The sequence below is a fragment of the Stenotrophomonas sp. MYb57 genome, from assembly GCF_002966815.1.
Lineage (GTDB): Bacteria > Pseudomonadota > Gammaproteobacteria > Xanthomonadales > Xanthomonadaceae > Stenotrophomonas > Stenotrophomonas indicatrix.
This window is the reverse complement of the sequence record NZ_CP023271.1, coordinates 2,947,701-2,961,992: the sequence shown is the minus strand read 5'-3', so window position 1 is coordinate 2,961,992 and position 14,292 is coordinate 2,947,701. Positions and strand designations below refer to the sequence as shown.

General features: G+C 65.4%; 14 protein-coding genes. 6 read left to right on the top strand and 8 right to left on the bottom strand.

Going from position 1 to position 14,292, the window contains the following annotated elements:
- The first annotated feature begins 39 nt into the window (after window positions 1–39).
- The gene (locus CLM74_RS13665; RefSeq protein ID WP_032976272.1) at window positions 40–618 is read left to right on the top strand and encodes a TetR/AcrR family transcriptional regulator; all 579 of its coding nucleotides are present in this window, start codon (window positions 40–42) and stop codon (window positions 616–618) included.
- A gap of 12 nt (window positions 619–630) precedes the next feature.
- On the opposite strand, the gene CLM74_RS13660 is transcribed toward CLM74_RS13665, so the two are convergent.
- Complete coding sequence (locus tag CLM74_RS13660; RefSeq protein ID WP_234003371.1) at window positions 631–939, bottom strand: hypothetical protein; 309 nt, start codon at window positions 937–939, stop codon at window positions 631–633.
- Window positions 940–1,105: 166 nt separating this feature from the next.
- Here CLM74_RS13660 and CLM74_RS13655 point away from each other — a divergent pair, with 166 nt between their 5' ends.
- From CLM74_RS13655 to CLM74_RS13645, 3 genes are read left to right on the top strand one after another with little or no spacing between them, the layout of a single operon-like run.
- Complete coding sequence (locus CLM74_RS13655) at window positions 1,106–1,483, top strand: VOC family protein (RefSeq protein ID WP_105164329.1); 378 nt, start codon at window positions 1,106–1,108, stop codon at window positions 1,481–1,483.
- The gene (locus CLM74_RS13650) at window positions 1,480–2,229 is read left to right on the top strand and encodes a hypothetical protein (protein ID WP_099784699.1); all 750 of its coding nucleotides are present in this window, start codon (window positions 1,480–1,482) and stop codon (window positions 2,227–2,229) included. Before CLM74_RS13655 ends, CLM74_RS13650 begins: the two co-directional genes overlap by 4 nt.
- A gap of 48 nt (window positions 2,230–2,277) precedes the next feature.
- Window positions 2,278–2,793: a hypothetical protein gene (locus CLM74_RS13645; protein WP_105164328.1), complete on the top strand. Its 516-nt coding sequence runs from the start codon at window positions 2,278–2,280 to the stop codon at window positions 2,791–2,793.
- Between the two features lie 41 nt (window positions 2,794–2,834).
- On the opposite strand, the gene CLM74_RS13640 is transcribed toward CLM74_RS13645, so the two are convergent.
- The 3 genes from CLM74_RS13640 to CLM74_RS13630 form a co-directional block, all read right to left on the bottom strand.
- A complete protein-coding gene (locus CLM74_RS13640; RefSeq protein ID WP_105164327.1) occupies window positions 2,835–4,943 on the bottom strand; it encodes a TonB-dependent receptor in 2,109 nt (702 codons plus the stop codon).
- A gap of 58 nt (window positions 4,944–5,001) precedes the next feature.
- The gene (locus CLM74_RS13635) at window positions 5,002–5,802 is read right to left on the bottom strand and encodes a restriction endonuclease (protein WP_105164326.1); all 801 of its coding nucleotides are present in this window, start codon (window positions 5,800–5,802) and stop codon (window positions 5,002–5,004) included.
- Between the two features lie 96 nt (window positions 5,803–5,898).
- Window positions 5,899–7,335, bottom strand: a complete 1,437-nt coding sequence (locus tag CLM74_RS13630) for a serine hydrolase domain-containing protein (RefSeq protein ID WP_105164325.1) — start codon at window positions 7,333–7,335, stop codon at window positions 5,899–5,901.
- Window positions 7,336–7,524: 189 nt separating this feature from the next.
- Between CLM74_RS13630 and CLM74_RS13625 the strand changes: the two genes are divergently transcribed.
- Together CLM74_RS13625 and CLM74_RS13620 are read left to right on the top strand one after the other, a co-directional pair.
- A complete protein-coding gene (locus CLM74_RS13625) occupies window positions 7,525–8,193 on the top strand; it encodes a GAD-like domain-containing protein (RefSeq protein ID WP_105164324.1) in 669 nt (222 codons plus the stop codon).
- A gap of 242 nt (window positions 8,194–8,435) precedes the next feature.
- A complete protein-coding gene (locus CLM74_RS13620) occupies window positions 8,436–8,894 on the top strand; it encodes an Imm30 family immunity protein (protein ID WP_158684150.1) in 459 nt (152 codons plus the stop codon).
- Window positions 8,895–9,015: 121 nt separating this feature from the next.
- Here the strand turns inward: CLM74_RS13620 and hutU are convergent, their stop codons facing one another.
- Genes hutU through hutI form a run of 4 tightly spaced genes read right to left on the bottom strand, consistent with a single transcriptional unit; the run spans window position 9,016 to window position 14,292 of the window.
- On the bottom strand, window positions 9,016–10,683 hold the full coding sequence (hutU, locus tag CLM74_RS13615) for a urocanate hydratase (protein ID WP_033831466.1): 1,668 nt from the start codon (window positions 10,681–10,683) through the stop codon (window positions 9,016–9,018).
- Window positions 10,680–11,534, bottom strand: coding sequence for an N-formylglutamate deformylase (hutG, locus tag CLM74_RS13610; protein WP_032976262.1), 855 nt, complete (start codon window positions 11,532–11,534; stop codon window positions 10,680–10,682). The genes hutU and hutG overlap by 4 nt, the downstream gene beginning before the upstream one ends.
- Window positions 11,531–13,072 carry a histidine ammonia-lyase gene (gene hutH, locus CLM74_RS13605; RefSeq protein ID WP_105164322.1) on the bottom strand — a complete coding sequence of 514 codons (1,542 nt, stop codon included), beginning with the start codon at window positions 13,070–13,072 and terminating at the stop codon, window positions 11,531–11,533. The genes hutG and hutH overlap by 4 nt, the downstream gene beginning before the upstream one ends.
- Window positions 13,069–14,292: an imidazolonepropionase gene (gene hutI / locus CLM74_RS13600; protein ID WP_105165025.1), complete on the bottom strand. Its 1,224-nt coding sequence runs from the start codon at window positions 14,290–14,292 to the stop codon at window positions 13,069–13,071. Before hutI ends, hutH begins: the two co-directional genes overlap by 4 nt.

The following is a 14,292-nucleotide window of genomic DNA, read 5'->3' as shown; positions in this document are numbered from 1 at the left end:
ACGCTAGTCTATGACGACTGTCTTAGCAAGGAGCCGGCCGTGAGCCCGCGATCGTCCGATGCCCCCCAGCGTGTGATCGATGCCGCAGCGCAGATGCTCGCGCGGGTGGGCCTCAACGCGACCAGCATCCGCGAAGTGACCAAACTGGCTGATGCGCCGCTCGGGTCCACGTATCACCACTTCCCGGGCGGCAAGCAGGAATTGTTGGCACGGGCCACCACGATGGCCGGCGACAAGGTGGAGGCGCTGCTGATCGAACTGCTGAAGGGCGGCGCGGTGCAGGGGTTGCAGCAGTTCCTGGCGCTGTGGCGCGAGCGCCTGCTGCGCACCGGTTTTCGTGCCGGCTGCCCGGTGCTGGCGGCAGCCGTCGAGGAGCCGGTGGAGGCCCTGCCGAGCCAGCCACGTGCGGCGGCCGCCGAGGTGTTTGCCCGCTGGCAGGGGCACCTGGCTGAGGCGTTCGTCGCCGATGGGCACGCGCCTGCCCAGGCGACCGGCCTGGCCAGCCTGGTGATTGCCAGTGTGGAAGGCGCAGTGGCGATGAGCCGCGCACTGCAGGACATCGCCCCGTTCGACCAGGTGGCTGCGCAGCTGTTGAAGGCAGCCGCACCGCCTGCTTGAGCGGCGCGCGGACTACTTGAAGAACATGTAGACCCACCCGGCAAACATGGGCACCATCACAGCGATACTGGATGCCACCAGCCAGCGTACATAGCGGCTGGCCGCATCGGCCCCTCGCCGTTTCAGTGCCCAGGCATGCAGAGGCAAGACCAGCAGGGCCTGCAGGAACAAGGCCGCCATTGCGCCAAGCCAAAGTGGAAACACGCCCAGGCAGCCGTCACTCATGCAATAGGTCGCGAACCAGGACCCCCAGCCTGCCAGGCCGATCATCGGCAGGAACATGACGATGGCAACAGGGCGGGTGAACTGGGACGCTTGCATGCAGGAGCCGATCCGTTCCGTGGCTGCCCAGAATATAGGATCCACACCGGACTGCGGTTGCCGTGGATCGGGCGGAAACTGGACGGGACGTGACCTGTAGACGCGGCGCCACGGCAGGGTAGAATCCGGCCAGCGCAGCCCGCGCGTGCCTGGCAAGGATGTCTGCATGCTGCACCACCTCTCGTTGGGTGTCCGCGATCTCGAGCGTGCAGGTCGCTTTTACGATGCCGTTCTTGCAGCACTCGGTTACCGCCGCGTTTTCGAAGACGACACTGCGATCGGCTATGGCCTGGTCGAGGATGAAGACCTGTTGTGCCTGAAGCTGCGCGACGATGCGGTTGCGCCGGGACCTGGCTTCCATCTGGCGTTGACGGCAACTACGCGTGCGGCCGTTGATATCTTCCATCGTGCTGCCTTGGCCACCGGAGGCCAGGACAACGGACCTGCCGGTCTGCGCCCGGACTACGGCGAGCGCTACTACGCTGCGTTCGTGATCGATCCAGATGGCCATCGCATCGAGGCGGTGACCAAGGCGGCGGCATGAAACACGCACGCCAGCCCGTTTCAATGCCGGGCAGCCGCAGCGGGGAAGCGATGCGTGCACGTCGGCAGCTGCAGCATCGTGGCTGGCCGCGGCTGCAGATGGCCGTGATTGTCGTGCTGACCGGTGCCGCCGGGTTCCTCGCCTCGCACGTGCTGCGCCTGGCAGGCATGGACGCGATGCTGCTGCGCTATCCGCTGGCCGTGCTGATCGCCTATGGCGTGTTCCTGCTGCTGATGTGGGTCTGGATCCGGTGGCGCTGGGATGCAGTGGCCGATGGGTTGGGCTCCGCGCCCGGCGGCGGTGACAGCCAGGCATCGCCGTGGACCGGCAGCGGCGGGCATTCCGGCGGTGGTGGCGCGTCCGCCTCCTGGGGCGAAGCCGCAGCGTCCTCCAGCGCGAGCGCCGACAGCGCATCGTTGCTGGACGTGGCCGACGGCGAGGCAGGCCTGCCGTTGCTGGCCATTCTCGGCATCATGGCGCTGGTGGCTACAGTGCTCGTGGCCAGTGTCTGGGTAGTCTGGTCTGCGCCGGTGCTGATGGCCGAGCTGCTGGTGGATGCGGCCATCGCCGGGGGTCTGTACAAGCGGATGCAGGGCATGCAGGCACAGGGGTGGTGGCGGCTGTGCCTGTCCCATACGATCTGGCCGCTGCTGGGCCTGCTGGTGTTTTTCGCCGGGCTGGGCTGGCTTGCGCAGCAGTTGGCGCCGGATGCGGTCAGCCTGATGCAGGTATTCAAGGCGTTGTAACAGGATCTGCCACGACGTTTAATATCAATCACACGCAAGGAGAAGCGCATGGATGTCGCTGCACGCAGGAACAGGAAGTTCGTTCGTTGGCTGATGGTGGCGATGTTCGCCCTGTTGATGCCCTTCGCGGTGCTGGCCCAGTCCGGGCCTGCGGCCACCCCGCCCACAACAGATGCGGCCGCCGAAGAAGCCCAGTGCCGCGCCTGCACCTATGAACGCATCGGGCACAAGGTCGACATCGGCCTGGTAACCGTGGTGTCGCTGCTGGTGGTCGGCCTGCTGGTGGCCATTTCCCGCGAATGGGGGACGACCTCGCAGCGCTGGACCTGCCGCACGATGGCCCTGCTGCTGGTGGGCATCGGGGTGGCCCTGCTGTGGTGGGCGGGCAGCATCATCTACCTGGGCTATAACCCGTGGCAGGAGGACGCCGCTCCGCTGGATGCCGCGTTGGCCTCTACACTGCTCAGCACGTCGCCGAAGTGGCTGGCAGGGCTGTTGATGATTGGTTTCGCGCCCACTGTCTGGCGACGCAGCGAGCGCCTGCCGTCCTGGCGCATTGCATGATCCATGGGGCGCCGGGCGATGCCCGGCGCTCCCCTTGTGAATCAGTCGAAGCGCCAGCGCACGCCTGCATACACGCCGCGGCCTTCGCCGGGCGTCGAGCGCGCCACGTCCTTGCCGGCATCGTTGTAACCGGGGGTGACGGTGGCGGCGTAATGGCGGTCAGCGATGTTGCGCATCTCCGCCCACAGCTGCCAGCGGCCGCCCGGTGCGTCGTAACCAATGCGACTACCGAAGATGACGTGGCTGTCCGCCCAATAGCTGTTGGCGTAGTCCACCGCGATGCGTGAGGCGTACTCGGTGTTCAGTGCGGCATACAGGCCCGAGGCGTGGTCGAAGCGCAGTTCGGCCTGGTAAGCGTGGCGCGGCAGGCCGGGCAGGCGGTTGCTGCCAAAACGTGCATCGTGGCGATAGCGGAAATCGCTGAAGGTGTACACCTGGCGCAACGACAGACGGCCCGGTGCAGCCTGCCACAAGGTGCTGTCCAACCCGGCCTCGATGCCACGGTGCACGGTGGGGCTGGCGTTGTTCTCAGCGATGAACAGGTTCGGCACCGGCTGCAGTTCCACGCTCAGCAGCTCGTTGTTCACGTGCGCGTAGTAGCCGGTCAGTTCCCAGCGGCCCAGCGCCGCTTCACCGCGTGCACCCAGTTCCAGCGTGGTGGCGGTCTGGTTCTGCACCGGCACCGGCGCACGCTGGCGGCCGGCGGAAGGACCATTGCCCGCGCCGAAGTACTGGTTCGAGCCCCAGATCATTGACCACGGGTGCGGCGCTTCCACTGAGCGGCTGAGGTTGCCGAACCACTGCGTCTGCGGCGTCTGCTGCCAAGTGAAGCCCAGCCGCGGCGCGTAGTCCCAGGCGTGGTCGCGCAGGCGGCCGCCGCTGCTCGGCCACGTGACCTGCACATCGCGGCGGGTGTTGATCAGCGCAAAACCGGTCTGTACGCGCAGGCGATCATTCACGGCCAGGTTGTTGCCGATGTGCAGCGTGCTGTCGGTGCCGTGGTGGCGGAAGTCGCGCGTGCGGGTGCCGGCGGCATAACCGTTGTTGGCAAAGCGCAGCGACTCGCGCACATCGGCATCCAGGTCGTGGGTAATGCGCAGCCCGATGGTGGTCTCGCTGTCCAAACCGAACAGCGTGTGCCGGCGACGGTAGTCCAGCGTGGCATTGAGGTTGGCGTAGTCCAGCTGCTGGCGGTACAGGCTCTCGTTCAAGTCCATCGGGTATTTGTGATAGACCAGCCCGGCCTGCAGCGAGGAATCCTCGTCGATCTGCAGGGTGGTGAGATTGCCCACCCAGGTGCTGCCCGGCTGCGGACGGCGCGCATCGATGGCCAGGTTGGCCGCGTTCGCCGCGCGCGGATCATTGCGGATCTGCTCGCGGGTCAGGCGCCCGGGTGTCTCGTGGTTGGTTTCGCGGTAGCGCACGAAGAAGCGGGTCTGCAGATCGGGGGTGATCTGCCAGCCGATGTTGGCCATCGCGCCATTGCCATCGCCGGCCGCATGGCGCTGGTAGCCATCGAATTCGGTATCGGTATAGGCCAGGAAGTAATCGACATCGCCGCTGACGCCGCCCCAGCTGATCCCGCGCTTCTGGTAGCCGCGGCTGCCGGCTTCGTAGTGCAGCTGCACGCCAGCCGAGTCGCGACCGCTGCGGCTGATGTAGTCGATGGCTCCGCCCAGTGCCAGCGCGCCGCGTTCGAAGCCGTTGGCACCGCGCAGCACTTCCACGCGTGACAGCCACAACGGTTCCAGCAGTTCGTAAGGTGTGCCGCCCGGGCCGGTCAGTGGAAGGCCGTCGATCGACACCGCAATGCCGGAAGCATGTGCACCCGGGCCGCGGTTGATGCCCGAGCCGCGGATCGACACCTTGGTGCCTTCGTTGCCCGGCGACTGCGCGCTGATGCCGGGCTGGTAGGCCAATACGTCGGCGCTGCTGGACAGGCGGCTGTCCGCCTTGGCCACGTCGATCACGTTGCTGGCGCCCGGCACGCGCTTCAGCGCCTCGCGCGCCTGCGCGCTGGCATCGGCGGCAGTGACCTGCACCGCGTCCAGCGTGGTGGCCTGTGGGGCGGCGTGGGCGGTGGTGGAAAGGCCAAGCAGGATGGCCAGCGACAGCAAGGAGGGGGCGGGGCGATACGGCAGGAAGGGCATGCGGAGAGTCTGTAAACCACAAAACAGGCGCGAAAGTTAACAGGTCAGACGCGGTACGTCATCCCCGGCAGGCCGGGAATCGGCTACATCCCATGAACAACTCGCCGGTAGTCCGGTTCTTGCGCTCAACCAGCGGCGCAGCGCACTTCCGGCAGGTTGCGGCAGTTGCGGCTTCCGTGGGCGTTGCCAGGGTTGGCTCCAGCCGTTTCAACGGTTCGGTGATCGGCCGAGTCTGCACTTCGCGGATCATCCGCAGTAGCTCGGCGCCGGGCACCAATGCGACGGGTTTGCCCGCCACGAAGGCTTGGGCATCACGGCTGAACCTGCCCGAGCTGACAACCATTGCGGCGTCCGCCTTGTGGTGCGCGAGCAGCCCGTAAAGCTCGCGCACGACCGTCACGCCTACCTGCTGCCGTCGCCATTGCTTGCATTGCACCAGCGTGCGCTTGCCGTTGCGTCGCAGGATCAGGTCGATGCCACCGTCCGCGCCGCCCAGTCCGGTTTCTTCGACTGCATAGCCTTGGCGCCGGAAGGCTTCGCCGACAAGAAGCTCGAAATTGCGCCAGCCCGTCGTGGCCAGGCTTTCCAACCCGGTTCGGGTATCCAGCAGCTGGCGTCGCTTAGAGGCGCCAGCCAAGGAAAGCAAGGTGGCAAGCATGCAGATCGCCAACCAGGCCCAGGCAAATACCGGTTGGGCAAGAATCTGAAGGAGGATGTCGCCAGTGGCGGCAGTGACAGGTTGGCGCCACGCCGGTAACAACCAGCGCAGAGTGGCGAAGCCGAGCCCGCCCACCGCTGCGTTGATGTACCACGGCCATGCGGCCATGACATCCAGAAGACTGTTGCGCCTGCGTCCCATGCATTTTTCTCCGACGTGCTCGCCATTGTTCAGTCGAGCCTTCCGATTGGTTTTCCGGTGTGCCTCACAGCAAATTCCAGTAGAAGAGGCTCGACTCTACAAAGCGGATTTCACCAGTGCTTTTGATTTGGCGTATAGCGTTTTGGCCATCTCAGCGTTACCGAGCGCAGCATGGCATTCGGCAAGGCTGTCCCAGGCATTGGCCGAGGTGGGATACAGGGCCGTATTGAGGGCGAAGACCTTGAGCGCGGGCCGGTTGCCCAGATTGTTGCGGATCGCGTAGCCGGTTGCATTGATGGCCCGCTCCAGTTCGTTGGATGCAATGCCACTGTTCTCGCTCAGCCACGCACGCAGGCTGCTTTCACTGCCGCTGTCACCGGTCAAGGCATAGCCGATCAAACGTTCGGAGAGTGCTGCATGCGGAAAATCTCCTGGCGCAGCCACTGCCATCGTGCTTTCCACCAGCGTGCTCGACCAGGCATTGCGGGCGCTGCCATTGGTCAGGTACACGAACACCCAGTAGCCGCTGGCCAGCGTGCCCTTGTAGGCCAGCCGCGCACGTACGCGGGTGCCACCATCGTGGCCGACCTGAGTGTAGCCATCGCTGCGGGTCGTATCCCAGCCGGTGGAGAAGAAGTTGCTGCCACCGCCGGTCAGTGTCTGTGGCTGCCACAGCGCTTCCAGCGTGGCAGTGCGCACCAGCTTGCCGGTCGCCAGTGCCTGCAGGAAACGGTTCATGTCGCCCACGGTGGTCTGCAGATCGGCGTGGCCCCAACCGTAGTTCGGCCATGGATCTTCATTGGCCGGCTGCAGCTGGCCGTCTTTGCCGATGTACGGCACTGCCGCGCGCTGTGCTGGCACGCTGGCTGCTCCCCACGAGGTGCTGGTCATCCTCAGCGGCTGCAGGATGCGCTCGCGGGCGATGGCCGGATAGGGCTTGCCGTAATGAGTTTCCAACAACGCGGTCAGTACCAGGTAGTTGGCCTGCGTGTACTGCACGCGGCTGCCGGTGGCGAACTGCATCGGTGCCGAACCAGCGACCTTCAGTGCGGCGGCAAGGTCCGGTGCTACGCCGGTGTAGCCCTTGCTCACCCAGCGGTTGTCCACGCGGTCGTAGTATTCGCCGATGCCAGAGCTGTGGTTGAGGAAGTCACGCACGTGGATGGCGTGCCACGTGGACGGCAGCGCCGGCACATAACGACTGGCGGGGGCATCCAGATCCACCTTGCCCTGATCCACCAGCTGCATCACCAGCGTGCTGGTCAGCAGCTTGGCCATCGACTGCGCGGCGAAGATGGTATCGACGGTGGCGGGCGCGTGGGTGGCCGGGTCGCGTTCACCACTGGCGCCCTCGTACAGCACGTTGCCGTTGTGTGCGACCAGTACCGCCTGGCCGGCGATGCCGTAGCGTTCGCGGTTGCTCTGCAATTGGGTGTCGAGCCGGGAAGAAAGGCCGGCAGGGACGTCACGCGCCGAGGCGGGAAGGGCGATGGCCAAGGCACAGAGCAATGCAGCAGCAAGGGTGCGGTACATCGCGGTGATCCGTCAGCGGTGATGGCGCATGTTGGTCAGCGGCGGGCGCTGGGTCAAGCGGGGCGGGCCCCTTTGTGAATGCGTGAATTTCCAATGGCCTGTCGTAAACAGCTCTTAGAATCTAATGAAGCATCAGATATAAGAGCGCCTCGGTCCACGCCGACGAAATAGCCTTGGATGGGAGGCGCAATGGAAGAGGATGAGGATTTCGCGCTCTTCATCGAGAGCTTCGGAGAGGCAACTGAACACGATCCGGTGCCAGAGACCGCCTTCTCCAAGTGGGCGGGCATCTTACCTGAATCGCTCTTGAGCTATTGGCGTCGGGATGGATGGGCGAACTATGGCAATGGACGGCTGTGGACGGTCAATCCCGAGGGCTACGAAGGCCTGATGCACATGTGGTTGGCTGGTACTCCATTTCCCCTGATCGATACCTACCATGTATTTGGCAGAAGCGGGTTTGGGCGGCTCTACCTGTGCGGTGAAGCATCAGGCGCTGGCGTGAGCATCGATCCGATCCGCAGTGAAGTGTTTGCACTTCAGAGCTGTTTGAGACCCAAGTCTCTCGCACGACAGGAGGGGGGCATCAGGGCGTTTTTCGCTTGCGCTGAGCTCGACGACTTTGATCTGATGGATGGGGCCGAAGAGCTGCCTTTTGACAGGGTTGTGAGCACTTGCGGGCACCTGATGGCGGATGAGATGTATGGCTTTGAGCCAGCGTTGGTTTGCGGCGGCGAAGTAGCCATTGGCAATCTGCGCAGGCTCAAGCTTCACCCGCACCTGCATATGCTGAGGGCTTTCGCCGCGCCTGCGTTTCCACGCTATGCGATTGATGTGAAGCCGCTGGCCCGGAAGTGAATTGAAGGCCCCAATCATGTAGAGCCGAGCCCATGCTCGGCTGTCTCTCGGTCAGGCGTCGTGCAGCCGGGAAAATTGAGCCGAGCAGTTGCACGGCTCCAAACGGTTCGGTCGGTAACACTGGTCATACTTGGCGGTTCTTGGTGCCAATGCCACCGTTATCAGGGTGGGTGGGTACAATCGGATACCACTCCGCTGATGCACCGGTGCAAGTAATGCCAGGTTCCGCCAACGAAGCTGTGATGAAAGATCAACGTCTGGACGAGCTGTTGGGGGCTTCGCGAATGCTCACTTCAGAAGAAGTTGCTGCATTTGACCGGACGGTTCAGGCGCTATCAGGACTGGAATTCTCCAATCGAGAGCTGGGAGTCCTCTTTTCGATATTCGCCGATGACACTCCGCATCATGAAGTCATGTGGGGGCTGCTTCATCTCGTCGAGACAAGTGAGAGCGAGATTTTGATTTCTGCGCTTGTCCAATCGGCTCCGTACATGCGTACCGTGGCACCAGAATGGTTGGAGACGTTCATCTGCAGATTGCTGAATAGTGATCTACACAGAGATGTGTTGATTACCTGCCTGAAGAACGAGGCCTCAACCAAAGGCGCAGCAGAAGTCGTCTCCTTGATCGAAGCGCTGAAGGATGATGCGTCGGACAGTATCCGAGCAAGGGCATCGGTGGTCGCTTCGGCACTGATGTAGCGGTGCGAGCGCCGACCAAGGTCGGCGTCTACCAGGGCGTCCCAGCATCAGGTGGTGCCGGCCAGCAGCCGGCACTACCACACGTTCAAGGTAGCACCGGGCCACGCCCGGTGACACTTGATCAGCCCAGGATTCCCGGCAGATCCAGACCCTTCTCCTTCGCGCACTCAATCGCGATCTCATACCCCGCATCGGCATGGCGCATCACGCCGGTGGCCGGGTCGTTCCACAGCACGCGTGCAATGCGCTTGGCCGCCGCTTCAGTGCCATCGCAGACGATCACCATGCCGGCGTGCTGCGAGAAGCCCATGCCCACGCCGCCGCCATGGTGCAGTGACACCCACGTCGCGCCACTGGCGGTGTTGAGCAGGGCATTCAGCAGCGGCCAGTCGGACACAGCATCGGAGCCGTCGGCCATCGCTTCGGTTTCGCGGTTCGGCGAGGCCACGCTGCCGCTGTCCAGATGGTCGCGGCCGATCACCACCGGCGCCTTCAGTTCACCGTTGGCCACCATCTCGTTGAAGGCCAGGCCCAGTCGATCACGATCGCCCAGACCGACCCAGCAGATGCGCGCCGGCAGGCCCTGGAACTTGATCTTCTCGGCGGCCATGTCCAGCCAGCGGTGCAGGTGCGGGTTGTCCGGAATCAGCTCCTTCACCTTGGCATCGGTCTTGGCGATGTCTTCCGGGTCGCCGCTCAGCGCCGCCCAACGGAACGGGCCGATGCCACGGCAGAACAGCGGCCGGATGTAGGCCGGCACGAAACCCGGAAAATCGAACGCATCCTCGACACCTTCTTCCAGCGCCATCTGCCGCAGGTTGTTGCCGTAATCCACGGTAGGCACGCCCAGCGAGTGGAAACCGAGCATGGCGCGGATGTGGTTGGCCATCGACGCACGCGCGGCCTTTTCCACTTCCTTCGGGGCGGTCACGCGCTTGGCATCCCATTCTTCCACCGTCCAGCCCTGCGGCAGGTAGCCGTTCACCGGGTCGTGGGCGGAGGTCTGGTCGGTCAGCAGGTCCGGCTTCACGCCGCGGATCAGCAGTTCGTCCAGCACGTCGGCAACGTTACCGAGCAGGCCCACCGACAGCGGCTTTTTGGCGGTGCACGATTCTTCGATCAGGCGCAGGGCCTCATCCAGATCGTCGGTCCAGGTATCCAGGTAGCCGGTGCGCAGGCGCATCTCGATGCTGCTCTTGCGGCATTCTACCGCCAGGCACGAGGCGCCGGCCATCACCGCAGCCAGCGGCTGCGCGCCACCCATGCCGCCCAGCCCGCCGGTGAACAGCCACTTGCCGGCCAGGCTGCCGTTGTAATGCTGGCGGCCCATTTCCACGAAGGTCTCGTAGGTACCCTGCACGATGCCCTGTGCGCCGATGTAGATCCAGCTGCCGGCGGTCATCTGGCCATACATCGCCAAGCCTTTCTTATCCAGCTCGTTGAAGTGATCCCAGTTGGCCCAGCGCGGCACCAGGTTGGAGTTGGCGATCAGCACGCGCGGTGCATCGGCATGGGTGCGGAACACGCCCACTGGCTTGCCCGACTGCACCAGCAGCGTCTGGTCATCGTCCAGGCGCTTGAGGGTTTCGACGATGGCGTCGAAGCTCTCCCAATCGCGTGCGGCACGGCCGATGCCGCCGTACACCACCAGCTCCTGCGGCCGCTCGGCCACGTCCGGGTGCAGGTTGTTCATCAGCATGCGCAGCGGCGCTTCGGTGAGCCAGCTCTTGGCGGTGAGCGTGGTGCCGGTCGGTGCGGCAATGGTGCGGGACGGGTCGTTGCGGGTCATGCGGCGCTCCGGTTCGTAGCGAATTCAAGGCAGGCATTGAGCACCTGAGCCAGGGTGTGGCGCAGCGGTGCGGCGTGTTCGGGGTCGAGCGGGGTGGGCCAGCTGTGCTCGTCCACCTGGTCGGGTAGTGGTTCGTGCATGTAGCCGCGGCAGGCCAGTTCCATCTGCAGGCTGTGCACACCACCGGCAATGCTGCTGTAGTGGCGGGTGATCCAGCCGCCCTTGAAGCGGCCGTTGCGCACCTGGCTCATGCCGCTGAGCGCCAGCAGGTTCTCCACTACATCGCTCAGTGCGTTGTCGCAGGAGGTGTCCGGTGCACCGGACGGCCCGGCGGTGCCGAGATTGAACTGCGGCAACTCGCCCTCGAACAGGTGCGGGATGTGCGAACGGATCGAATGCGCGTCGTACACCACCACGGTGCCGTGGCGTGCACGCAGGCGTGCGATCTGCGTGGCCAGTGCGTTGTGGTACGGCGCGAAATACGTGTCGCGGCGCCGGGCAATCTCGGCGTCGTCCGGCTCGCGACCGGCGTGGTACAGCGGCTGGTTGTCGAAGGTGGTCAGCGGGCACAGGCCGGTGGTGTTTTGCCCCGGGTACAGCGACACGCCGCTGGGGTCGCGGTTGAGGTCGATCACCGAACGCGAGATTGCCGAGCGCACGGTGGTCGCGCCCATGCCGCGTGCGAAGTCGTACAGCTCATGCACCCACCAGTCGGCATCGCGGCGCGCCAGCCACGGCGAGTGGAAATCGCCGATCAGGTCATGCGGCAGCTCGCTGCCGGTGTGCGGGAAGCTGACGATCAGCGGCGCATCACCTTCGTGCACGGTCAGCCATTCGGGATGGCCGTTCATGCCCGCGGTTCCACCGTGGGCAACAGCTCGGCCAGGCCCTTGGCCAATGCGCCGCTGCGGACCAGGTCGGTTGCGATCACCATGTCCGGGTGGAAATAGCGATCGTCCTGCAGCATCGGCACCTGTGCACGCAGCGTGGCGCGCACGTTTTCCAGTGCCTTGCTGGAGCGCAGCGGCGCATGGAAGTCGCAGCCCTGCGCAGCGGCCAGCAGCTCGATACCGATTACGTTGGCTGCGTTCTCGGCCATCTGCATCAGGCGGCGTGCACCGTGCGCGGCCATCGACACGTGGTCTTCCTGGTTGGCCGAGGTGGGAATCGAATCGACGCTGGCGGGGTAGGCGCGCTGCTTGTTTTCCGAGACCAGCGCAGCGGCGGTCACCTGCGGAATCATGAAGCCGGAGTTCAAGCCCGGGCGCGGGGTCAGGAAGGCTGGCAGGCCGGACAGCGCAGGGTCGACCAGCATCGCCAGGCGGCGCTCGCTGATCGAACCGATTTCGCACACGGCCATCGCCAGCATGTCGGCGGCGAAGGCCACCGGCTCGGCGTGGAAGTTGCCGCCGGACAGCGCCTCACCGGTATCGGTGAACACCAGCGGGTTGTCGGACACGCCATTGGCTTCGATTTCCAGCGTGGTCGCAGCCTGGCGCAGGATGTCCAGCGCCGCTCCCATCACCTGCGGCTGGCAGCGCAGGCAGTACGGGTCCTGCACCCGCACGTCGTTGTCGCGGTGCGATTCGCGGATGCCCGAATCCTGCATCAGCGTGCGCAGGGTGGCGGCGGTGGCGATCTGCCCGCGCTGGCCACGCAGCGCATGGATACGCGGATCGAACGGCGTATCCGAGCCCTTGGCCGCTTCCACCGACAGCGCGCCGGTGACCAGTGCGGCCTGGAACATGGTTTCGATTTCAAACAGGCCGGCCAGTGCATACGCAGTGGAGAACTGGGTGCCGTTGAGCAGGGCCAGGCCTTCCTTCGCGCCCAGCTCCACCGGCTGCAGGCCGGCGCGAGCCAGTGCGTCCACGGCGGGCAGGCGTTCATCGCCGACGAAGGCTTCGCCAACGCCGATCATCACGCTGGCCAGATGCGAGAGCGGTGCCAGATCGCCCGAGGCACCGACCGAGCCCTGCGCCGGCACCACCGGCAGCACGCCCTTCACCAGCATTGCTTCCAGCAGCAGCAGCGTTTCCTCGCGCACGCCGGAAGCACCCTGGGCCAGGCTGACCAGCTTCAACGCCATCATCAGCCGCACCACGTTGGCCGGCATCGGCTCGCCCACGCCCGCGGCATGCGAGAGCACGATGTTCCGCTGCAGGGTGGCCAGGTCCTCGCGCTCGATGCGCACGCTGGCCAGCTTGCCGAAACCGGTGTTGATGCCATACACCGGTGCGCCCTTGGAAACGATGGCAGCCACCGTTGCGGCACTGGCGCGCACCGCCGGCAACGCGGCCGGGTCAAGCGACAGCGGCGCACCGCGATACGCCTGCCGCCACTGGGCGAGGGTGACATGGCCGGGGCGAAGAACCAGGGTGTTGCTCATGTGTTGCTCCAGGAGGCAGGCAGGTCGGGCTGTCCGCGCACCACGCGCGCGTGCAGCGGGTTGAATCCAATGCGATAGACCAGGTCGGCGGGGGCGTCGATGTCCCAGATCGCCAGGTCGCAGTCCATGCCGACGGCCAGGCGGCCGATGCGCTCGCCATGGCCCAGCGCACGCGCCGCTTCACGGGTGAAGCCGGCGATGCATTCGTCTACGGTCAGGCGGAACAGGGTGGCGCCCATGTTCATTGCCAGCAGCGGGCTGGTCAGCGGCGAAGTGCCGGGGTTGCTGTCGGTGGCCAGTGCCAACGGCACACCGGCCGCGCGCAGCGCAGCGATCGGCGGCAGGGTGGTATCGCGGGTGAAGTAGAACGCGCCCGGCAGCAGCACGGCGACGGTACCGGCGGCGGCCATCGCGGCGATGCCGGCGTCGTCCAGGTGTTCGATGTGGTCGGCCGACAGCGCGCCGAAACCGGCCGCCAGTTCGGCGCCATGCTGGTTGCTCAGTTGTTCGGCGTGGATCTTGATCGCCAGCCCATGCGCACGCGCAGCGTCGAATACCTGGCGGGCCTGCGCCGGCGAGAACGCGATGTTCTCGCAGAAGATGTCCACGGCCTCGGCCAGGCCTTCTGCAGCGATGGCCGGAATCATCACCTCGCACACCTCATCGGTGTATTCCTGCGCCTCGCGACCGGGCGGCACCGCGTGCGCACCGAGGAAGGTCGGCACCACGTTCACCCGGCATTCCTCGCCCAGCGCGCGGGCCACCTGCAACTGCTTGCGCTCGTCCTGCAGGGTCAGGCCGTAGCCGGACTTGATCTCGATGGTGGTTACGCCTTCGGCGCGCATCGCCAGCAGGCGCGGCCGGCTCTCGCGTGCCAACTGCTCTGGCGAGGCAGCACGGGTGGCGCGCACCGTAGAGACGATACCGCCACCGGCACGGGCGATCTCTGCATAGCTCACGCCCTGCAGGCGCTGCTCGAATTCGTTGGCGCGGTTGCCGGCGTAGACCAGGTGGGTGTGGCAGTCGATCAGACCGGGCGAGATCCATCGGCCTTCGCCGTCGATGCGGGTGGTCGGCTGCAGATGGGCATCGCTGCCGGCGGGGCCGGCATGCACGATGCGGCCATCGGTGGCGGCCAGTACTCCATCGCGCAGGACACCCAGGCCCTCGCCATCGAGGGTCATCAGGTGGACGTTGGACCAGAGGGTATCGACGTGCAT